Origin of the sequence: Pseudomonas sichuanensis (genome assembly GCF_003231305.1) — a bacterium.
Classification (GTDB): domain Bacteria; phylum Pseudomonadota; class Gammaproteobacteria; order Pseudomonadales; family Pseudomonadaceae; genus Aquipseudomonas; species Aquipseudomonas sichuanensis.
Genome location: NZ_QKVM01000043.1, coordinates 1 through 20,902, shown reverse-complemented (window position 1 = coordinate 20,902; position 20,902 = coordinate 1). Strand labels below are relative to the sequence as shown.

Genomic DNA, 20,902 nt, shown 5'->3' with positions numbered 1-20,902 from the left:
CGAGTTATTGCCCCGCCACCGATGCTGGCGAGGCTGGTGCACTTTGTGTGCCAGCCCGGCGCAAGGCCGCATCCGGCGTGGCGTTGGCACTGCCGCTACCGGTCAGGCTGCGACGCACCTCGAGGTTGCGTGAAATCACCAGCACCACGCGGCGGTTGCGCGCGCGCCCTTCGGCAGTGTCGTTGCCGGCCACCGGCTGGTACTCGCCATAGCCCACCGAGGCCATGCGCGCCGGGTTGACGCCTTCCATCGCCAGCAGGCGAACGATGCTCGCCGCGCGCGCCGAAGACAGCTCCCAGTTGGTCGGGTACTGCGCCGTGCGGATCGGCAGGTTGTCGGTAAAGCCTTCGACGTGCACCGGGTTGGCGAACGGCTTGAGGATCTTCGCCACCTTTTCGACGATCGAGAACGCAACATCGCTGGGCATGGCGTCACCGCTGCCGAACAGCAGCGAGGAGTTGAGCTCGATCTCGATCCACAGCTCGTTGCCCCGCACGGTCATCTGGTCGGACTTGATCAGATCGCCGAACGCATCGCGTACATCGTCGGCAATGCTCTTGAGCGGATCGACACTGGCCTGGGCCAGGCCGGCGTCGGTCTGCTCGCTGTCCTTGACCAGCGGTTCGGCGGGCTTGACCGTGAGCGGGCGCTCATCACCGATGGGGATCGGCTTCATGCTGCGCTCAGGGTCGTTGAACACCCCGATCAGTGCCTGCGAGATCTGCTTGTACTTGCCCTCGTTGATCGAGGAAATCGAGTACATGACCACGAAAAAGGCGAACAGCAAGGTGATGAAGTCGGCGTACGACACCAGCCAGCGCTCGTGGTTTTCATGTTCCTCGGTATGACGACGACGGGCCATGGGTTACTCCATGAAGCCTTGCAGTTTGAGCTCGATCGAACGCGGGTTCTCCCCTTCGGCGATCGACAGCAGGCCTTCGAGCAGCATCTCGCGGTAACGCGACTGGCGCAGAGTGACGGCCTTGAGCTTGTTGGCGATCGGCAGCAGGATCAGGTTGGCACTGGCGACGCCATAAATGGTGGCGACGAATGCCACGGCAATGCCGTTACCCAACTGCGAAGGGTCGGCGAGGTTGCCCATCACGTGGATCAAGCCCATCACCGCACCGATGATACCGATGGTCGGCGCATAGCCGCCCATGCTCTCGAACACCTTGGCCGCTTGGATGTCGCGGGACTCCTGGGTCAGGAAATCCACCTCGAGGACGCTGCGTATGGCTTCCGGCTCGGCGCCGTCGACCAGCAGTTGCAAGCCCTTGCGCGCATAGGGGTCGGGCTCGGCATCCGCCACGCCTTCCAGGCCCAGCAGGCCTTCCTTGCGGGCGGTCAGGCTCCAGTTGACGACACGGTCGATACCGCCGGCCAGGTCCACCCGTGGCGGGAAGAAGATCCAGCGGACGATCTGCAGCGCCCGCTTGAATGACGACAGCGGCGACTGCAGCAGCGCCGCCGCCAGGGTGCCGCCCAGCACGATCAGCGCCGCCGGGCCGTTGAGCAGCGCACCGACATGCCCACCCTCGAGGAAGTTACCGCCAACGATGGCGACGAATGCGAGGATCAGGCCGATCAGGCTCAAGACATCCATCAGACGCACGCCTCGACCAGGTGCTTGCCGATCTCGTCCAGGCTGTACACCGCGTCGGCGAGGTTGGCCTTGACGATCGCCATGGGCATGCCATAGATCACGCAACTGGCCTCATCCTGCGCCCACACGGTGCTGCCGCCCTGCTTGAGCAGGCGCGCACCTTCGCGGCCATCGGCGCCCATGCCGGTGAGCACCACCGACAGCACCTTGTCGCCATAGGACTTGGCGGCGGAGCCAAAGGTGATGTCGACACACGGCTTGTAGTTCAGGCGCTCGTCGCCCGGCAGGATTTTCACCGTGCCACGGCCGTCGACCATCATCTGCTTGCCGCCAGGCGCCAACAGGGCCAGGCCCGGGCGCAGCACGTCGCCGTCCTCGGCTTCCTTGACGCTGATCTTGCACAGCTTGTCCAGGCGTTCGGCGAAGGCCTTGGTAAAGGCCGCCGGCATGTGCTGGATCAGCACGATCGGCGCCGGGAAGCCGGCGGGCAGCTGGGTGAGCACACGCTGCAGCGCGACCGGGCCGCCGGTGGAGGTGCCGATGGCCACCAGTTTGTAAGGCTTGCGCTTGGGTGCCGGCGAATGGGCAGCAGGCGCAGCGGTGCGCACCGGTGCGGCCGGGCGGGCAGGCGCGCTGCCGGCAAAGCTGGTGGCCGGGGCGTGGCTGCTGGCCGGTGCAGGCGCTGCGGCCGGCGCCGGGCTGGAATACGCGCCGAAACGGCGATTGCTGCGCGCAAGGGTGTGCACCTTCTCGCACAGCATTTGCTGGACCTTCTGCGGGTTGCGCGAGATGTCCTCGAAATTCTTCGGCAGGTAGTCCACTGCACCGGCATCCAGTGCATCCAGCGTGACGCGGGCGCCTTCATGGGTCAGCGAGGAGAACATCAACACCGGCGTCGGGCAGCGCTGCATGATGTGCCGCACCGCGGTGATGCCGTCCATCATGGGCATTTCGTAGTCCATGGTGATGACATCGGGCTTGAGCGACAGCGCCTGGTCGATAGCTTCCTTGCCATTGGTCGCGGTACCCACGACCTGGATCGTCGGGTCGGCCGAGAGAATTTCCGAGACACGGCGGCGGAAGAAACCGGAATCATCCACCACCAGGACCTTGACTGCCATAAACACTCCATTAGGTGGCGCACCCACCAGGGCGCGCCGCCGAAATCAAATACGCCGGGCGGCGTAACGCTTGAGCATGCTCGGAACGTCGAGGATCAACGCGATACGGCCGTCACCGGTGATGGTGGCGCCGGACATGCCCGGGGTGCCCTGCAGCATCTTGCCCAGCGGCTTGATCACCACTTCTTCCTGCCCCACCAACTGGTCGACCACGAAGCCGATGCGTTGGGTACCCACCGACAGAATCACCACGTGGCCTTCGTGCTGCTCCTCGTGTGCCTGGTCCTGGACCAGCCAGCGCTTGAGGTAGAACAGCGGCAGCGCCTTGTCGCGAACGATCACCACTTCCTGGCCGTCGACCACGTTGGTGCGCGACAGGTCGAGGTGGAAGATCTCGTTGACGTTGACCAGTGGGAAGGCGAACGCCTGGTTGGCCAGCATCACCATCAAGGTCGGCATGATCGCCAGGGTCAGCGGCACCTTGATGACGATCTTCGAGCCCTGGCCCTTGGCCGAGAAGATGTTGATCGAGCCGTTGAGCTGGGAAATCTTGGTCTTCACCACGTCCATGCCGACACCGCGGCCGGACACGTCGGAGATCTCGGTCTTGGTCGAGAAGCCCGGGGCGAAGATCAGGTTGTAGCAGTCCGATTCGCTCAGGCGGTCGGCGGCGTCCTTGTCCATCAGGCCCTTCTCGACGGCCTTGGCACGCAGCACGCTCGGGTCCATGCCCTTGCCGTCGTCGGAGATCGACAACAGGATGTGGTCGCCTTCCTGTTCCGCCGACAGCACCACGCGGCCGGTACGGGCCTTGCCCGAAGCTTCGCGCTCGTCGGGCATCTCGACGCCATGGTCGACGGCGTTGCGCACCAAGTGCACCAGCGGGTCGGCCAGGGCCTCGACGAGGTTCTTGTCGAGGTCGGTCTCTTCACCGACCAGTTCCAGGTTGATCTCTTTCTTGAGCTGACGCGCCAGGTCACGGACCAGGCGCGGGAAGCGGCCGAAGACCTTCTTGATCGGCTGCATGCGGGTCTTCATGACCGCGGTCTGCAGGTCGGCTGTGACCACGTCGAGGTTGGACACGGCCTTGGACATGGCCTCGTCGCCGCTGTTCAGACCCAGGCGCACCAGGCGGTTACGCACCAGCACCAGTTCGCCGACCATGTTCATGATCTCGTCCAGGCGCGCAGTGTCGACCCGCACCGTGGTTTCCGCTTCGCTGGCGCCGTGCTTCTCGGCGGCCGGGGCCGGGGCACGGGCGGGAGCCGCAGCGGCCGGCTTGGCGGCCGCAGCCGGAGCCGGCGCGGCAGCTGGCGCAGGTGCAGGCTTGGCCACAGGCTTTGCTTCTGCCTTGGGCGCTGCCGCCACGGCGGCAGCGGGTGCTTCGGCAACCACCGCATCGCCGGAGAACTTGCCCTTGCCATGCAGCTGGTCCAGCAGCGCTTCGAATTCATGCTCGCTGATGTCATCGCCCGCAGCTGCAGGCGCGGCACTTGCAGCCGGCGCGGCAGCGCCCTGCAGTGCATCGACGGCGAAGGTACCCTTGCCGTGCAACTGGTCAAGCAACGACTCGAATTCGTCGTCGGTAATCTCGTCGCTGGCTGCAGCGGGAGCGGCGCTGGCCGGTTCGTTGGCCGCCACTTCGGTCGAGAACTGGCCTTTGCCGTGCAACTGGTCGAGCAGGTTTTCGAACTCGGCGTCGGTGATCTCGTCACCGCCGGTGACCGGCGCCTCGCCTTGCATCTGCTCATGCAGCTCGGCTTCGGCCTTGACCGCATCGAGGGAGTTGAGCAGTTGTTCGAACTCGGTGTCGGTGATGTCCGGCTCGGCGCTGGCCTCGACCACAGGCTCGGCCTCGACCACGGCGGCGGGCGCCTGGGCGGTACCCGGTTCGGCCAGGCGCGACAGCGCCGCCAGCAGCTCCGGGGTGGCCGGGGTGACATCGGTGCGCTCACGCACCTGGCCGAACATGCTGTTGACCGTGTCGAGCGCTTCGAGCACCACGTCCATCAGTTCCGCGTCGACCCGGCGCTCACCTTTGCGCAGGATGTCGAACACGTTTTCGGCGATGTGGCAGCACTCCACCAGTTCGTTGAGCTGAAGGAAGCCGGCGCCCCCTTTTACAGTGTGGAAACCGCGGAAAATCGCATTGAGCAGGTCCGCGTCATCGGGCCGGCTTTCCAGCTCGACCAGTTGCTCGGACAACAACTCGAGGATTTCGCCGGCCTCTACCAGGAAATCCTGGAGGATTTCTTCATCGGCGCCGAAGCTCATTAAACGTGCTCCTTAAAAACCCAGGCTGGACAGCAGATCATCGACATCGTCCTGACCGGACACGACGTCTTCACGCTTATCGGCATGAATCTGCGGACCTTCACCCCGAGTCGGATGTTTTTCTTCATCTTTTTCAGCGCGCAGCTGCTGGTGGTCATGTTCGATACCGGCGAAGCGGTCGACCTGGCTGGCCATCAGCACGAGCTTGAGCAGATTGCTTTCTACTTCGGTGACCAGCGCGGTAACCCGCTTGATCACCTGGCCGGTCAGGTCCTGATAGTCCTGAGCCAGCAAGATATCGTTGAGGTGCCCGGCGACCTTGCGGTTGCCTTCGGCACTGTGCGTCAGGAAACTGTCGACGCGCTTGACCAGCTCACGGAATTCCGGCGCCGCCACTTCGCGGCGCATGAAGCGCTGCCAATCGGCGGACAGGTCCTGGGCTTCGCTGGCCAGGCTGTTGAGCACCGGCGTGCTCTCCTCCACCAGGTCCATGGTGCGGTTGGCCGCGCCTTCGGTGAGGCGCACCACGTAGGAAAGGCGCTCGGTGGCATCGGTGATCTGCGAGACCTCCTCGGCCTGCGGCATCGCCGGATCGATCTGGAAACTGACGATCGCACTGTGCAGTTCACGGGTGAGTTTGCCGACTTCCTGATACAAGCCCCGGTCGCGGGTCTGGTTCAACTGATGAATCAGCTGCACCGCATCGCCGAACCGGCCGCGCTCGAGGCTCTCGACCAGTTCCTGGGCATGTTTTTTCAGGGTTGATTCGAACTCACCCAGCGAGTTGTTGGTTGATTCCATGGCGCCCCCTGAGGTGACTCAGCCGTTGACGCGTTCGAAGATCTTCTCGATCTTTTCTTTGAGCACCTGGGCGGTGAAAGGCTTGACCACATAGCCGTTTACCCCGGCCTGGGCCGCTTCGATGATCTGCTCACGCTTGGCTTCGGCGGTCACCATCAGCACCGGCAGGTGCTTCAGACGCTCGTCAGCGCGGACTTTGCGCAGCAGTTCGATACCGGACATGCCCGGCATGTTCCAGTCGGTCACCAGGAAATCGAAGTGGCCGCTTTCCAGCATCGGCAACGCGGTGTTGCCGTCGTCAGCTTCCGAGGTATTGGTGAACCCCAGATCACGCAACAGGTTCTTGATGATCCGCCGCATCGTCGAAAAGTCGTCAACGATGAGGATTTTCATGTCTTTGTTCAAGTAGACCTCCAAGCAGTCTTAAACGCGCTCGGCGCCGAGCGCGCAGTCAATCAATTCGGTAGTGCAAAAAACGACTGCATCGAACCCGGGCTCAACGTGCCCGCCATTCCCCCAGGCGGCCGCGCAAACGCGCCGCGCACTGGCTATGCAACTGGCTGACACGCGATTCGCTGACCCCCAGCACCTCACCGATTTCCTTGAGGTTCAGCTCTTCGTCGTAGTACAGCGCGAGCACCAGGCGCTCACGCTCCGGCAGGTTGGCGATCGCCTCGGCCAGGGCGCGCTGGAAGCGCTCGTCTTCCAGGTCACGCGATGGCTCCAGCTGGCCGCTGGCCCCGTCCTCGTGCAAACCTTCGTGTTCACCGTCCTGCAACAGGTCGTCAAAACTGAACAGGCGGCTGCCCAAGGTGTCGTTCAGAATCCCGTAGTAATCATCGAGACTCAATTGGAGTTCGGCAGCAACCTCGTGATCTTTAGCGTCGCGACCGGTTCTTGCTTCAACCGAGCGCATTGCATCACTGACCATGCGCGTATTGCGGTGCACCGAACGTGGCGCCCAATCCCCCTTGCGCACCTCGTCGAGCATGGCGCCGCGGATGCGGATGCCGGCGTAGGTCTCGAAGCTGGCGCCCTTGCTGGCGTCGTACTTGTTGGCGACTTCCAGCAGGCCGATCATGCCGGCCTGGATCAGGTCCTCGACCTGCACGTTGGCCGGCAGGCGCGCCAGCAGGTGGTAGGCGATGCGCTTGACCAGCGGCGCGTAGCGCTCGACCAGTTCGTACTGGGCGTCCTTCGACGCCTTGCTGTACATCTTGAAGCCGCTCGCACTCATAGCACTGGCCCCGCGCTGGTGGGCTGCACCAGACGCTCGACGAAAAACTCCAGGTGCCCGCGCGGGTTGGCTGGCAGCGGCCAGCTGTCGACCTTCTGCGCGATGGCCTTGAAGGCCAGCGCACACTTGGACCGTGGGAAGGCCTCATAGACCGCCCGCTGCTTCTGCACCGCCTTGCGCACACATTCGTCGTAAGGCACCGCGCCGACGTATTGTAGGGCGACGTCGAGGAAGCGATCCGTGACCTTGGTCAACTTGGCGAACAGGTTGCGCCCTTCCTGCGGGCTCTGCGCCATGTTGGCCAGCACGCGGAAACGGTTCATGCCGTAGTCGCGATTGAGCAGCTTGATCAAGGCGTAGGCATCGGTGATCGAGGTAGGTTCGTCGCAGACCACCAGCAGCACCTCTTGCGCCGCGCGCACGAAGCTGACCACCGACTCGCCGATACCGGCGGCGGTGTCGATCACCAGCACATCGAGGTTGTCGCCGATTTCGCTGAACGCCTGGATCAGGCCGGCGTGCTGGGCCGGCGCCAGGTGCACCATGCTCTGGGTGCCCGAGGCGGCCGGCACGATGCGTACCCCACCCGGGCCCTGCAGCAGCACGTCGCGCAGCTCGCAACGGCCTTCGATGACGTCGGCCAGGGTGCGCTTGGGCGTCAGGCCCAGCAGCACGTCGACATTGGCCAGGCCCAGGTCGGCGTCGAGCAGCATGACCCGGCGGCCGAGCTCGGCCAGCGCCAGGGACAGGTTCACTGAAACGTTGGTCTTGCCGACGCCACCTTTGCCACCGGTGACGGCGATCACCTGTACGGGATGCATGCTACCCATGTCTGTTGTTTACCTTGTCTTGCTTGGACCCAGGCCACATGAGGGGCTTGATGCTCAGCGCCACGGCCAGGCCGGGCAACCCCATGATGTAGGTACTTTGCACAGTGTTCACCCTCACCCCGCCCGCTTGCCGGGGTTGTGGTAGAGATCAGCGAACATGTCGGCCATGGCCTCCTCGCTGGGCTCGTCCTGCATCTGTACGCTCACCGCGCGGCTCACCAACTGGTGTTTGCGCGGCAATTGCAGGTCATCCGGAATGCGTGGCCCGTCGGTCAGGTAGGCAATCGGCAATTCGTGACCGATGGCCAGGCTCAGCACTTCACCGAGGCAAGCCGTTTCATCGAGCTTGGTCAGGATGCAACCGGCCAGGCCGCAGCGCTTGTAGCTGTGGTAGGCGGCGGTGAGCACCTGTTTCTGGCTGGTGGTGGCCAGGACCAGATAGTTCTTCGAGGCGATGCCGCGCCCGGCCAACGTCTCCAGTTGCATGCGCAGCGCCGGGTCGCTGGCCTGCAGGCCGGCGGTATCGATCAGCACCACGCGCTTGCGCAGCAGCGGCTCGAGCGCCTGGGCCAGGGACTCGCCCGGGTCGACGTAGGTAACCGGCACATTGAGGATGCGCCCCAGGGTTTTCAGCTGTTCCTGGGCGCCGATGCGGAAGCTGTCCATGCTCACCAGGGCGATATTGTTCGCGCCGTACTTGAGCACATAGCGTGCGGCCAGCTTTGCCAGGGTAGTGGTCTTGCCCATGCCGGCCGGGCCGACCATGGCGATCACCCCACCCTCCTCGATCGGCTCGACCTCGGGCACGTCGATCATCCGCGCCAGGTGCGCCAGGACCATGCGCCAGGCGTGGCGCGGCTCTTCGATTTCGGCGGTCAACTCCAGCAGTTCCCGGGCCAGCCCACCCGACAAGCCCAGGCGCTGCAGACGGCGCCAGAGGTTGGCCTGTTGTGGCTTGTTGCCCTGCAGCTGGCTCCAGGCCAGCGAACCGAGCTGCACTTCGAGCAGCTCGCGCAGGCCGGTGAGTTCCGAGCGCATGGCGTCGAACAGGCGCGGGTCGACCGGCGCGGCAGCCGGTGCGGCAGGCGCCGCCGGCGCGTCGACATGCGGTTCGACCAGTGGTTCGGAGGCGGTCAGCGACTGGCCGGCGAACAACTGCCGGTTGCCCTCGCCGATTTCGCTGCGCCCGCTGATTTCAGCCTGGGCGGTGACGATGCGCGACTGGGTCTTGCGCAACTCGTCCTCGAGTTCGGCATTCGGCACCCGTGGGGCCAGGGCGGACAGCTTGTAGTCCAGCGCGGCCGTCAACTCGACACCGCCAGCGATGCGCCGGTTGCCGATGATGGCGGCATCGGAGCCAAGCTCATCACGAACCAGCTTCATGGCCTGACGCATATCGGCGGCGAAAAAACGCTTAACTTGCATAACCCACTACCTCAGCCGTTGGGGCCCACGGTGGCAACAATGGTGACTTGCTTGTTGTCAGGTATTTCCTGATACGCCAAAACATGCAAATTCGGTACAGCCAGGCGGCCAAAACGCGACAGCATGGCGCGGATCGGGCCCGCCACCAGGAGGATGGCCGGCTGGCCCTGCATTTCCTGACGCTGGGCCGCCTCGATCAACGAGCGCTGAAGCTTTTCGGCCATGCTCGGCTCAAGAAGAACACCGTCTTCCTGACCTTGCCCGGCCCTTTGCAAACTATTGAGCAAGATCTGTTCCAATCTTGGCTCCAGGGTGATCACAGGCAGCTCGGACTCAACGCCGACAATGCTTTGAACGATAGCGCGGGACAACCCGACCCGCACCACCGCCACCAGCGCGGCGGTATCTTGACTCTTCACTGCGTTGTTTGCGATGGCCTCGGCAATGCTGCGGATGTCGCGTACCGGCACCTGCTCGGAAAGCAACGCCTGCAAAACCTTGAGCAGGCCCGACAAGGAAATGACACCCGGCACCAGCTCCTCGGCCAGTTTCGGCGACGCTTTGGCCAGCACCTGCAGCAACTGCTGGACTTCTTCATGGCCGATCAGCTCATGGCAGTGCTTCTGCAGGATCTGGTTGAGGTGGGTGGCAACCACGGTACTGGCATCCACCACCGTGTAACCCAGCGACTGCGCCTGAGCGCGCTGGCCCACATCGATCCACACCGCCTCCAGGCCGAACGCCGGGTCGCGCGAGGCGATACCGTTGAGCGTGCCGAACACCTGGCCGGGGTTGATCGCCAGTTCACGGTCCGGGTAGATCTCGGCCTCCGCCAGGATCACCCCCATCAGCGTCAGGCGATAGGCACTGGGCTGCAGGTCGAGGTTGTCGCGAATGTGCACGGTGGGCATGAGGAAGCCCAGGTCCTGGGACAGCTTCTTGCGCACGCCCTTGATCCGCGCCAGCAATTGGCCACCCTGGTTGCGATCGACCAGCGGAATCAGGCGGTAACCCACCTCCAGGCCGATCATGTCGATGGGGGTCACGTCATCCCAGCCCAGTTCCTTGGTGTCCATGGCACGCTGCGGCGATGGCAGCAGGTCCTGCTGGCGCTGAATCTCTTCCAGGGCCAGGGCCTTGGCCTTCTGCTGCTTCTTCCACACCAGGTAGGCAGCGCCAGCGGCCACCCCGCCCAGGCTGAGGAAGGCCATGTGCGGCATGCCCGGCACCAGGCCCATGACGATCATCAGCGCGCCGGAAACCGCCAGGGCCTTGGGCGAGTCGAACATCTGCCGATTGATCAGCTTGCCCATGTCCTCGGAGCCCGAAGCACGGGTCACCATGATCGCAGCAGCGGTCGACAGCAGCAGTGATGGCAATTGCGCCACCAAACCGTCACCGATGGTCAGCAGCGCGTAGACCTTGCCGGCATCGCTGAAGGTCATGCCGTGCTGCAGCATGCCGATCAGCATGCCGCCGATGAGGTTGATGAACAGGATCAGCAGGCCGGCGATGGCGTCGCCACGGACGAACTTGCTGGCACCGTCCATCGAACCGTAGAACTCGGCCTCCTGGGCCACTTCGCTACGGCGCGCCTTGGCCTGGGCCTGGTCGATCAGGCCGGCATTGAGGTCGGCGTCGATGGCCATCTGCTTGCCCGGCATGGCGTCAAGGGTGAAACGCGCGCTCACCTCGGAGATACGCCCGGCGCCCTTGGTCACCACCACGAAGTTGATGATCATGAGGATGGCGAACACCACCGCACCGACGACGTAGTTGCCGCCGATCACCACTTCACCGAACGCCTGGATCACCTTGCCCGCGGCACCATGCCCTTCCTGGCCATGCAGCATGACCACCCGGGTGGACGCGACGTTCAGCGCCAGGCGCAACAGCGTGGCCACCAGCAGGATGGTCGGGAAGGCGGCGAAGTCGAGCGGGCGCAGGGCATAGACGCACACCAGCAGGACCACGATCGACAGGGCGATGTTGAAGGTGAAGAACACGTCGAGCAGGAACGGCGGTATCGGCAACATCATCATTGCCAACATCACCAGCAGTAACAGCGGCACGCCGAGGTTGCCCCGGCCGAGACCGGCCAGATTGTTGCGCGCGTTGCTGATTAACTGAGTGCGATCCACCGCGAGTCCTCTTGAAGCAAAACTTTGACGCCTGGGTGGCGCCTGGCGCTGCCTTTGCAAGAAGCTTTCCAACTTTGGGGGAAGGATGGAGAAGTGTTTGATGGCACAGGCTCTTCAGGGTCGTTCCCAGAGTTGGTACCGGCGAACCTGCGAGGTGTTCGCCTTAACAAGTTCTGCGCCTGTGAAATCGAGCGCCGCCCGCGCGGCGCATTGCGGGACAAGCCCGCTCCCACATCTGTTTCGGGCCAGTCTCTCCTGTGCCATTACCTGGTCCGCCTTGTTGGTATGACGCGGCACTACGGTGGGCGTTACCGCCGCCCCACATGACTCAAGGCATGCACCAAGGCAGGCGCTGGTACTTCCACAGGAATAATTGGCCCGAAACAGATGTGGGAGCGGGCTTGTCCCGCGATGCGCCGCGCGGGCGGCGCTCGATTTGTGCCCCAACCCAAAAACCAAGGCGAACACCCGCTGCCCCCGACGCAATCCCCGACAGGCCTCACAGCCCCCATCTTTTCAAGATTTTTACCCCCGCCCATTAGGCCCCGCACCCCCGGATAGATTAAAGTATCCCCCCGCCCGGCAACCGCGCCCCAGCGCACCCCAGGCCCATTCCCAGGAACCGTCGACGATGGAACACCGTGAGGCGCTGAACGCGCTGCGCACCTTTCTCTCCTCCCAGATCCTCGGCCAGGAAAAACTGGTCGAGCGCCTGCTGATCGTGCTGCTGGCCGACGGCCACATGCTGGTGGAAGGGGCCCCGGGCCTGGCCAAGACCAAGGCCATCAAAGAGCTCGCCGAAGGCATCGAAGCCGAGTTCCATCGCATCCAGTTCACCCCCGACCTGCTCCCCGCCGACATCACCGGCACCGAAATCTACCGCCCGGAAACCGGCAGCTTCGTGTTCCAGCAGGGGCCGATCTTCCACAACCTGGTGCTGGCCGACGAAATCAACCGGGCCCCGGCCAAGGTCCAGTCGGCGCTGCTCGAAGCCATGGCCGAGCGCCAGGTCAGCGTCGGGCGCAGCACCTACGAACTGTCGCCGCTGTTCCTGGTGATGGCCACGCAGAACCCGATCGAGCAGGAAGGCACCTACCCGCTACCCGAAGCCCAGCTCGACCGTTTCCTGATGCACGTGAAGATCGGCTTCCCCGATGCCGCGGTCGAACGGCGCATCCTTCAGCAGGCCCGCGGCGAAGCGCTGGGCGGCGAGGTGAAGCCCGAACGGCGGGTCAGCCAGCAGGCCATCTTCGCCGCACGCAAGGAAATCCTCGGCCTGTACATGGCCGACGCCGTGGAGGAATACCTGGTGCAACTGGTGATGGCCACGCGCACCCCGGCCAAGTTCGACAGCGAACTGGCCGACTGGATCGCCTATGGCGCGAGCCCGCGCGGCTCGATCGCCCTGGACCGCTGCGCACGCGCCCACGCCTGGCTGGCCGGGCGCGACTTCGTCAGCCCCGAGGACATCCAGGCGGTGCTGTTCGACGTGCTGCGCCACCGCATCATCCTGTCGTTCGAGGCTGAGGCCGCGGGGGTCGACCAGGACCGCGTGGTGCAGCGCATCCTCGACGTCGTCGCCGTCGCCTGAACCCATGCCCACCCGCTCGCTGGCCGACTCCGGCATCCGCATCGGCCTCGCCGACCTGATCGACATGCGCCACCGCGTGCGCGAGATCCAGCTGTTCTCGCGGCCCGGGCAACGCAGCCCGCTGGTGGGCCTGCACCACTCCAAGCTGCGCGGACGCGGGGTGGACTTCGACCAGGTGCGGGTCTACCAGGCCGGCGACGATGTGCGCAACATCGACTGGCGCGTCACCGCGCGCACCCAGGAGCCGCACACCAAGCTGTTCCATGAGGAGCGCGAGCGGCCGATCTTCATCATGGTCGAACAGAGCCAGCGCCTGTTTTTCGGCTCGGGGCTGATGTTCAAGTCGGTGCTGGCGGCCCAGGCCGCGGCCCTGTTCGGCTGGGCCGCCCTGGGCCACAACGACCGAATCGGCGGGCTGGTGTTCGGTGACAACGAGCACCTGGAGATCAAGCCACGGCGCAGCAAACAAAGCCTGCTGCAGTTGCTCAACCGCCTGGCCAAGGTCAACCAGGCCCTGCATACCGAAGCCCTGCCCCAGGCCGACAGCCTGGGCCTGGCCCTGCGCCGGGCGCGCGAGGTACTGCGCCCGGGCAGCCTGGCCATCGTCATCTGCGACGAACGCGCCCTCAGCGCCAGCGTCGAGCAACACCTGGCGATGCTCTCGCGCCATTGCGATGTGCTGCTGTTGCCGGTCAGCGACCCGCTGGACCACGCCCTGCCCGCCGCCGGCCTGTTGCGCTTCGCCCAGCGCGGTGCGCAACTGGAACTCGACACCCTCGACGCCAACCTGCGCCAGGCTTATCGCCAGCAGGCCGAAGCACGCATCGAGCGCTGGGAGTTGCTGGCGCAAAAACTGCGGGTGGTGCTGATGCCTCTAAGCACCCAGAGCGAAATGATCGAGCAACTGCGCGAATACCTGAATGCCCAGCGCTCCGGGAGCCGCCAATGAGCCCGCTGGATCAGCTGCAGCCACTGATCGCCCCGGCGCCGATCGGCCTCTGGCCGCCGGCGCCGGGCTGGTGGCTGCTGCTGGCCCTGCTGCCGTTGCTGGGCTGGGGTGCCTGGCGCCTGCGCCGCTGGCGCCCGGGCAAGCGCAAGGTGGTGCGTGCCGAACTGCCACTGGACCCGGTGCGCGTCGAAGCGCTGGCGGAGCTGGCGCGCCTGCCGCGCCCCTACGACGGCGTGCCGGCCGGTGCCTGGCTGCAACAGATCAACGCCCTGCTCAAACGCCTGTGCCGCAACCACTACCCCGGCGCCAACAGCCATACCCTCAACGGCCGGCAATGGCTGGCCTTCCTCGACAACCGCTGCCCGGCCGCCGGCCTGACGCGCTGGATGGTGCTGGTCGAAGGCGCCTACAAGCCCGAGTGCAAGCTCGACGACAAAGCCATCGCCGGGCTCGCCCAGGCGGTCGAAACCTGGATTCGCAAGCATGTTTGAACTGGCCTGGCCGTGGCTCCTGGCGCTGTTCCCGCTGCCCTGGCTGGCGCGCCTGCTGCTGCCCGCCGCCGACAGTGGCGAGCCGGTGCTCAAGGTCGGCTTCCTCGACGAGCTCGAAGGCCTGGCCGGGCGCCGCGCACGGCTTAACCTGCCGACCTGGCGCCAACAGGCGCCGTTCATCCTGATCTGGTTGCTGTTGCTGCTGGCCGCCGCCCGCCCGCAATGGCTGGGCGACCCGGTGCCGGTGTCGGCCAGCGGCCGCGACCTGCTGGTGGCGGTGGATGTGTCCGGCTCCATGGACTTCCCCGACATGCAGTGGCAAGGCGAGGAAATCAGCCGGCTGGACCTGGTCAAGGCCTTGATGGGCGACTTCCTCCAGGACCGCCAGGGCGACCGGGTCGGGCTGATCCTGTTCGGCAGCCAGGCCTACCTGCAGGCCCCGCTGACCTTCGACCGGCGTACCGTGCGCACCTTCCTCGACGAAGCGCAGATCGGCATCGCCGGCAAGAACACCGCCGTCGGCGACGCCATCGGCCTGGCGGTCAAGCGCCTGCGCCAGCGCCCGGCACAAAGCCGGGTGCTGGTGCTGATCACCGACGGCGCCAACAACGGCGGGCAGATCCACCCGCTGACCGCCGCCCGCCTGGCGGCCCAGGAAGGCGTGCGCATCTATACCATCGGCATCGGCGCCAACCCCGAGGCCAGCGGCACCCCCGGCCTGCTCGGGCTGAACCCGAGCCTGGACCTGGACGAAGCCTCGCTCAAGGAGATTGCCGACATCACCCACGGCAGCTACTTCCGTGCCCATGACGGCGCAGAACTCAACGCCATCGGCGACACCCTCGACCAGCTGGAGCCGGTGGCCCAGCAACCCACCCAGGCCCGCACCGTCAGCGAGCTTTACGCCTGGCCGCTGGCCCTGGCGCTGCTGCTCAGCGTGCTGCTGGTGGTGGCCGTGCAGTGGCCGGACAACCTGTTGCAACGCCTGCTGCGCAAACCACGCTTTCTGCAGCCGCACCCCGAATGGCGCCAGCGCCTCAAACGCCTGCGCCTGAGGAGGCGGCGATGATCGAACTCTGGCCGCAATGGCTGCGCCCACTCTGGCTGCTGGTAGTGCCCCTGCTCGGCTGGCTGCTGTTCAAGCTCTGGCACCGGCGCAAGCGTGCCGGGCGCTGGCAGCTGATCCTGCCCCAGCAGTTCCACGCCGTGCTGCTCGGCGGCGGCAGCGGCAGCACCAGCAAACTGCCCTGGGTCGCCCTGGGCCTGGCCTGGCTGCTGGTGGTGCTGGCCCTGCTCGGGCCAAGCTGGCAGCGCCTTGAGGAAACCCGCCAGCGCCCCGCCGACCCGCTGGTGATCCTGCTCGAGCTCACCCCGCAGATGCTCGCCGAAGACACCCCGCCCAACCGCCTGGAGCAGGCCCGGCGCAAGATCCTCGACCTGCTCGAACACCGTCGCGACAGCCAGACCGCGCTGGTGGTCTACGCCGGCTCCGCGCACACCCTGGTGCCGCTGTCCGACGACCTGGGCACCACGCGCAACCTGCTCGAATCGATCGACCCGTCGATCATGCCGCAGCCCGGCCAGCGCGCCGACCTGGCCGTGCAAAAAGGCCTCTCGCTGCTGGCCCAGAGCGGCCTTGGCCAGGGCCGCCTGCTGCTGATCGGCTCGGCCCTGAGCGAACAGGAGCGCGACGGCATCACCCAGGCCCTGGGCCGCCAGGGCCCAAGCCTGTTGATGCTGGGCATCGGCAGCAACGAAGGCGCGCCCGTGCGCCAGGCCAACGGCGAGTACCTCAAGGACGACCAGGGCGGCATCCTGCTGCCGCGCCTGGACAGCGCCGCGCTCAAGAGTTTCATCAATGGCACCGGCGGGCGCTACCGCCACGCCCGTATCGACGACCTCGACCTGCGCGGCCTGGGCCTGTTCGACAACCCGCGCCTGCTGCGCAACGACGGCCAGACCGTGCAACTGGACAGCTGGGCCGACCAGGGTTACTGGCTGTTGCTGCCCCTGCTGCTGCTGGCCGCCTGCGCCGGGCGACGCGGCTGGCTGTTCTGCCTGCCGCTGCTGCTGGCGCTGCCGCAACCGAGCCAGGCCTTGGAGTTCAACGACCTGTGGTTGAGGCCAGACCAACAGGGCCAGCAGTTGCTCGAGCGTCAGCAACCGGCGGCGGCCGCACGCCACTTCCAAGACCCGCAATGGCGCGGCATGGCGCTGTACCAGGCCGGCGACTTCGCGGGCGCCGCCGCCGCCTTTGCCCAAGGCAGCGACGCCGCCGCCCACTACAATCGAGGCAATGCCCTGGCCCGCGCCGGCGAATTGGAAGCGGCGCTGGACGCCTACGAACAGGCGCTGGAGCGCCAGCCCGACCTGAAACCGGCGCTGGACAACCAGGCACTGGTCCAGCAACTGCTGCAACAGCGCGAGGCCAAGGCCGAGGAACCGCCGGCCAATGCCGATGCCCAGGACACACCCGGCACCGACAACGAAGGCAACAGCAGTTCATCCAGTGCCCAGGGAACCCCTGGTGCCGATGAGCAGGCCCAGCCAGAGCAGTCCGCCGAAAACGCCAACGGCAACACCAGCCAGGCAGCGCCCGGCACTGCCGGGGGTGATGATGACAGTGTCACCCAGCCGCCGCAGCGGCCGGTCTCCACCAGCCTCGACGCCGAACAGCGCCAGGCCCTGGAACAATGGCTGCGCGAGATCCCCGACAACCCGGCGGAGCTGTTGCGGCGCAAATTCTGGTATGAACAGCAATTGCATCAGGAAACCTCACGATGAGTCGCCTCGGCGTCTTGATTTTTACCCTGCTGTGGACCTTGGCGGCCCAGGCAGAGCTCACCCTTAAGGCCAGCGTCGACCGCACGCGCCTTGAAGCCGGCGAAACCCTGGAGCTCACCCTCGAGAGCCAGGACGTGACCCAGTTCGGCAAACCCGACCTGCATGCCCTCGACGCCGACTTCGAGGTGCGCGGCACGCGCCAGCTCAACAGCCTGCACAGCCTCGACGGCGAAACCCGCGCCAGCACCCGCTGGATCATCACCCTGCTGCCGCGGCGCAGCGGCAGCCTGCGCATCCCCGAACTGCAACTGGGGCAGTCCCACAGCCAGGCCATCGACCTGCAAGTGCAGCAGGCCGACAGCCAGCGCCCGGACGTCGCCTCCCAGGTGTTCGTCGAGACCACCCTGGACAGCAACGAGGTGTATGTGCAGGCCCAGGCCGTGCTCACCCTGCGCATCTATCATTCGGTGGCGCTGTACGACGACAGCAGCCTCAGCCCACTGCAACTGGACAACGCCAAGGTCGACCCGCTGGGTGAGTCGCGTACCTATGAGAAAGACATCAACGGCGTGCGCCACGGGGTGATCGAAACCCGCTACGCGCTCTACCCACAGCAAAGTGGCGAGCTCGAAATCCCACCGCTGCAGTTCACCGCCACCGCTGCCGACAACGGCACGCAAGCGGCCGGCAGCCCTCGGGTCGGCCGCCAGGTACAGGTCAGCTCGCTGCCGTTGCGCCTGATCGTCAAGCCAATCCCCGCCAATTATCCGAAAGACCGCCCTTGGCTGCCGGCACGCAACCTGACCCTGGAAGAGCACTGGTACCCCGACCCGGCCAACCAACCAACCCAGATAGGCGACTCGCTGACGCGCAATGTCACCCTGCGCGCCGACGGGCTGTCGAGCACCCAGTTGCCGCCGCTGCCGGCCACCGAGGCAGTCGGCCTGCGCCGCTACCCGGACCAACCGCTGCTGCGCAACGAGATCAGCGAACGCGGCATGGTCGCCAACCGCGAAGAGCGCGAGGCGCTGGTGCCCACCCACAGTGGCGAGCTGGCCCTGCCGGCGCTGGAGGTGACCTGGTGGAACACCCTCGAGGACCATCTGCAACAGACCAGCCTGCCGGCGCGCACCCTCAGCGTGCAGGACAACCCGGCGCTAAGCGCCGACACCCCGGTCGGCGACAGCAACACCAGCCACCTGTTGTGGCCCTGGCAGCTGGCCACGCTGATCCTGGCCCTGACCACCCTGCTCGGTTTCACCCTGTGGTGGCGCGCCCGCTCGCAGCCGGCGGTGCTGCGCGCCGCGCAGACCGGCCCGAGCCCGCGCACGCTGCTCGACGACCTCAAGCGCGCCTGCCAGGCCAACGACCCCCAGGCCACCCGCCAGGCGCTCGACGCCTGGGCGCGGCAACAGCCGGAGACCCTGGCCGAGATGGCGGCGCGGTTCGTGCCGTTGTCCGATGCGCTGGATGGTTTGAATGGGGCGCTTTACAGCGAGAGTGGCCAGTATTGGCATGGGGATGAGCTGTGGCGGGCGATCGGCGATATTCCCCGGGCCGAGCAGGTGCTGGCGCCGGCGGGTGAGGCGGGGAGCTTGCCGCCGTTGTATCCGAAGTAGCCGTGGGTCTATCGCGTGAGGGCGGCCAAGTGCCTGGCGACAGCCTTGCAGCGCCCTTGAGATCGAGCGCCGCCCGCGCGGCGCTTCGCGGCACAAGGCCGCTCCTACATCTGTTTCGGGCCAGTCTCTCCTGTGCCATTACCTGGTCCGCCTTGTTGGCACGACACGGTTTCAGCGTGTGCATTGCTGCCGCGCCGCATGACTCAAGGCATGCGCCAAGGCGGACAGCGGTACCCTCACAGGCATAATTGGCCCGAAACAGATGTAGGAGCGGCCTTGTGCCGCGAAGCGCCGCGCGGGCGGCGCTCGATCTTGTAGGCGCCACAACTCTTTCGCCGACCACATCACGGCCAAAACCCCGATCCAACCTCAGCACCACACCCCTGGCTCCAATCCCCCCCCCCCGATGGGTTACCATACCGCCCTCACCCAAATGCCCCCCTGCCGCTCATCCAACGGATCTTCCATGCGTCTGTTTCACACCTCCGACTGGCACCTTGGCCAGAGCCTGCATGGCCAGGAACGCGACTTCGAACATGCCTGCTACCTCGACTGGCTACTCGGCCAAGAGATCCCCCGACGCAGGTCCTCGTGCTACCCCAAGCTCAAACCACAGACTACTGCAAGGCATCAAAGCCTTACCTGAATTATCACTTTCTCAAGGTACAACCCTCACAAATGACACCAAGAGAAAAAGCATTCCCAGCCCTATAAATAAACAATAGCTACTCACTTTCATGCAGCATTTCAAATACTCAGGGAAATTTTGCCAGTCGTTAGCGTCCAACCATCCACGGCGGAACCCGTGTGATGGCCAAACCGCAGCAAGGCTCATAGCACTAACGATCAACATCCGAGACCGCAACCTCGTCGCCCCCAAAGAACAAGCTCATCCTGCAGACCACTGCTGCGCCCAAAGCCGCGACACATGACGTAAAAGTGGCGTGAGCCCGCAATATATGAATTAACGATGAGCCCGACAATCAACAAAAGAAATGGAGTCACCAGCAACAGCAACTTTACAACAACAGAGCCCCACTGACATCAATCATATTCAGCATTATAAATAACCCCCATCGAGCTGCTAGCGTTCGGCGTTTTCTGCGCACAAGGAAAGCCCGCATGACCAGCAACCGCTTCAAGGTCATTGCCGCAGGTGATCGCTATGGTCTATCGCATCGTGATCTACCGCAAAGGCCAAGTCCTCGACGGTGACCGCATCACCACAACCTCCATTAATAGCCGAGATGATTGACCCCGCAACTATTATGTCCGTTTCAGCTCAACAAATAGTTCAATGACGGCTGCCCAAGCCAAAGAAACATAGACACAGACAATAGCGGCTCTTATACGCCTCTTGAGATAGGAAGGAAAGTTTTGATAGTCCTCCGAATCCAGATCACCCCGCCTAATCGATAACTCTGGCCAGATTAGCACTCCCGCAATAGCGCCCACCGTCATCAATCGGAGCTTTAATGTAACCCCCCCTCCTCGCCTCAACTCATCATGCAAACATTTACTTCTCTGAAGCGCTTCACACATCAAATCAAAGTGCCTCGAGGAAGCGATATGCGCACTGATTCCTATGCCTGTGAGCCCAGTTAAAAAGGGTGTAATCAATACTGCGATTTTCACACCTGCCGGCCAATCACTCAGATCAATCATAGAATGTCTCGTAAATTGTCTCTCCAACATACTCAGCGGCTTGCCCCAAGAACGAACTGCCTGCAAAAGAACCTGCCCCAACTGTTGCTATTCCGCAGACTGCTCGCCCCCACGGGCCGAAGTAGCAAACGTACTTGATTGCCGACTGCCCGGCCAAAGCGCCAGCTGTTCCTCCGGCCAACCCTCCAGCAAAGCTACCTGTCTCAGTGAACCGAATCCGTTTGCACTCTTCGGTCTCCCCCGCCCGGCACGCCTCGTAGATCTTCATGTACGACGAAGTCGCCCCCACCCCCACCGCCACATGCCCGCCGTACTTCAGGTACTTGGTCATCTTCGCCACCTCATCCAGGTGCGTCGCATACCCAGAG

The 20,902-nt window shown here is 64.8% G+C and carries 16 protein-coding genes and 2 pseudogenes; 7 read left to right on the top strand and 11 right to left on the bottom strand.

The features are described 5' to 3' along the window. Window positions 1–4 precede the first annotated feature (4 nt). From motD to flhA, 10 genes are all read right to left on the bottom strand, one after another. Window positions 5–862 carry a flagellar motor protein MotD gene (gene motD / locus DM373_RS20335; protein WP_110995273.1) on the bottom strand — a complete coding sequence of 286 codons (858 nt, stop codon included), beginning with the start codon at window positions 860–862 and terminating at the stop codon, window positions 5–7. A 3-nt stretch (window positions 863–865) separates the two neighbouring features. Beyond that, window positions 866–1,606 (bottom strand): flagellar motor protein, encoded by a 741-nt coding sequence (locus DM373_RS20330; protein WP_110995272.1) that lies wholly within the window; start codon window positions 1,604–1,606, stop codon window positions 866–868. Then, window positions 1,606–2,727: a protein-glutamate methylesterase/protein-glutamine glutaminase gene (locus DM373_RS20325; RefSeq protein WP_110995271.1), complete on the bottom strand. Its 1,122-nt coding sequence runs from the start codon at window positions 2,725–2,727 to the stop codon at window positions 1,606–1,608. The genes DM373_RS20330 and DM373_RS20325 overlap by 1 nt, the downstream gene beginning before the upstream one ends. A gap of 45 nt (window positions 2,728–2,772) precedes the next feature. Next, window positions 2,773–5,001, bottom strand: coding sequence for a chemotaxis protein CheA (locus DM373_RS20320; RefSeq protein WP_110995270.1), 2,229 nt, complete (start codon window positions 4,999–5,001; stop codon window positions 2,773–2,775). 12 nt (window positions 5,002–5,013) lie between these two features. Next, complete coding sequence (locus tag DM373_RS20315) at window positions 5,014–5,802, bottom strand: protein phosphatase CheZ (RefSeq protein WP_110995269.1); 789 nt, start codon at window positions 5,800–5,802, stop codon at window positions 5,014–5,016. 18 nt (window positions 5,803–5,820) lie between these two features. Next, on the bottom strand, window positions 5,821–6,195 hold the full coding sequence (locus DM373_RS20310) for a chemotaxis response regulator CheY (RefSeq protein WP_178125875.1): 375 nt from the start codon (window positions 6,193–6,195) through the stop codon (window positions 5,821–5,823). Between the two features lie 103 nt (window positions 6,196–6,298). Then, window positions 6,299–7,039: an RNA polymerase sigma factor FliA gene (gene fliA, locus DM373_RS20305; protein ID WP_110995267.1), complete on the bottom strand. Its 741-nt coding sequence runs from the start codon at window positions 7,037–7,039 to the stop codon at window positions 6,299–6,301. Then, window positions 7,036–7,869: a flagellar synthesis regulator FleN gene (fleN, locus tag DM373_RS20300; protein WP_008093270.1), complete on the bottom strand. Its 834-nt coding sequence runs from the start codon at window positions 7,867–7,869 to the stop codon at window positions 7,036–7,038. Before fleN ends, fliA begins: the two co-directional genes overlap by 4 nt. A 114-nt stretch (window positions 7,870–7,983) precedes the next feature. Then, window positions 7,984–9,294, bottom strand: coding sequence for a flagellar biosynthesis GTPase FlhF (gene flhF / locus DM373_RS20295; protein ID WP_110995266.1), 1,311 nt, complete (start codon window positions 9,292–9,294; stop codon window positions 7,984–7,986). Between the two features lie 11 nt (window positions 9,295–9,305). Then, window positions 9,306–11,435: a flagellar biosynthesis protein FlhA gene (flhA, locus tag DM373_RS20290; protein WP_110995265.1), complete on the bottom strand. Its 2,130-nt coding sequence runs from the start codon at window positions 11,433–11,435 to the stop codon at window positions 9,306–9,308. Window positions 11,436–12,066: 631 nt separating this feature from the next. Here flhA and DM373_RS20285 point away from each other — a divergent pair. The 7 genes and pseudogenes from DM373_RS20285 to DM373_RS29275 form a co-directional block, all read left to right on the top strand. Next, entirely contained in the window at window positions 12,067–13,026 is a 960-nt protein-coding gene (locus tag DM373_RS20285; protein WP_110995264.1) for an AAA family ATPase, read from the top strand. Between the two features lie 4 nt (window positions 13,027–13,030). Further along, window positions 13,031–13,975, top strand: coding sequence for a DUF58 domain-containing protein (locus DM373_RS20280; RefSeq protein ID WP_110995263.1), 945 nt, complete (start codon window positions 13,031–13,033; stop codon window positions 13,973–13,975). After that, window positions 13,972–14,466: a DUF4381 domain-containing protein gene (locus tag DM373_RS20275; protein ID WP_110995262.1), complete on the top strand. Its 495-nt coding sequence runs from the start codon at window positions 13,972–13,974 to the stop codon at window positions 14,464–14,466. Before DM373_RS20280 ends, DM373_RS20275 begins: the two co-directional genes overlap by 4 nt. After that, on the top strand, window positions 14,459–15,535 hold the full coding sequence (locus DM373_RS20270; protein WP_110995261.1) for a vWA domain-containing protein: 1,077 nt from the start codon (window positions 14,459–14,461) through the stop codon (window positions 15,533–15,535). Before DM373_RS20275 ends, DM373_RS20270 begins: the two co-directional genes overlap by 8 nt. Further along, window positions 15,532–17,250 (top strand): VWA domain-containing protein, encoded by a 1,719-nt coding sequence (locus tag DM373_RS20265; RefSeq protein WP_110995260.1) that lies wholly within the window; start codon window positions 15,532–15,534, stop codon window positions 17,248–17,250. The genes DM373_RS20270 and DM373_RS20265 overlap by 4 nt, the downstream gene beginning before the upstream one ends. After that, window positions 17,247–18,869 (top strand): BatD family protein, encoded by a 1,623-nt coding sequence (locus tag DM373_RS20260; RefSeq protein ID WP_110995259.1) that lies wholly within the window; start codon window positions 17,247–17,249, stop codon window positions 18,867–18,869. The genes DM373_RS20265 and DM373_RS20260 overlap by 4 nt, the downstream gene beginning before the upstream one ends. A 466-nt stretch (window positions 18,870–19,335) precedes the next feature. Continuing rightward, window positions 19,336–19,437 (top strand): annotated as a pseudogene (locus DM373_RS29275) (hypothetical protein); the annotation flags it as partial. 1,089 nt (window positions 19,438–20,526) lie between these two features. Here the strand turns inward: DM373_RS29275 and DM373_RS29095 are convergent. After that, a pseudogene (locus DM373_RS29095) lies at window positions 20,527–20,902 on the bottom strand (PAAR domain-containing protein); the annotation flags it as partial.

Coding starts and splice junctions, on each gene's coding strand:
- DM373_RS20270 (WP_110995261.1), top strand. CDS start 14,459: ATGTTTGAACTGGCCTGGCCGTGGCTCCTGGCGCTGTTCCCGCTGCCC.
- DM373_RS20330 (WP_110995272.1), bottom strand. CDS start 1,606: ATGGATGTCTTGAGCCTGATCGGCCTGATCCTCGCATTCGTCGCCATC.
- DM373_RS20310 (WP_178125875.1), bottom strand. CDS start 6,195: ATGAAAATCCTCATCGTTGACGACTTTTCGACGATGCGGCGGATCATC.
- DM373_RS20285 (WP_110995264.1), top strand. CDS start 12,067: ATGGAACACCGTGAGGCGCTGAACGCGCTGCGCACCTTTCTCTCCTCC.
- DM373_RS20325 (WP_110995271.1), bottom strand. CDS start 2,727: ATGGCAGTCAAGGTCCTGGTGGTGGATGATTCCGGTTTCTTCCGCCGC.
- DM373_RS20260 (WP_110995259.1), top strand. CDS start 17,247: ATGAGTCGCCTCGGCGTCTTGATTTTTACCCTGCTGTGGACCTTGGCG.
- flhF (WP_110995266.1), bottom strand. CDS start 9,294: ATGCAAGTTAAGCGTTTTTTCGCCGCCGATATGCGTCAGGCCATGAAG.
- motD (WP_110995273.1), bottom strand. CDS start 862: ATGGCCCGTCGTCGTCATACCGAGGAACATGAAAACCACGAGCGCTGG.
- fliA (WP_110995267.1), bottom strand. CDS start 7,039: ATGAGTGCGAGCGGCTTCAAGATGTACAGCAAGGCGTCGAAGGACGCC.
- DM373_RS20280 (WP_110995263.1), top strand. CDS start 13,031: ATGCCCACCCGCTCGCTGGCCGACTCCGGCATCCGCATCGGCCTCGCC.
- DM373_RS20315 (WP_110995269.1), bottom strand. CDS start 5,802: ATGGAATCAACCAACAACTCGCTGGGTGAGTTCGAATCAACCCTGAAA.
- DM373_RS20320 (WP_110995270.1), bottom strand. CDS start 5,001: ATGAGCTTCGGCGCCGATGAAGAAATCCTCCAGGATTTCCTGGTAGAG.
- fleN (WP_008093270.1), bottom strand. CDS start 7,869: ATGGGTAGCATGCATCCCGTACAGGTGATCGCCGTCACCGGTGGCAAA.
- DM373_RS20265 (WP_110995260.1), top strand. CDS start 15,532: ATGATCGAACTCTGGCCGCAATGGCTGCGCCCACTCTGGCTGCTGGTA.
- DM373_RS20275 (WP_110995262.1), top strand. CDS start 13,972: ATGAGCCCGCTGGATCAGCTGCAGCCACTGATCGCCCCGGCGCCGATC.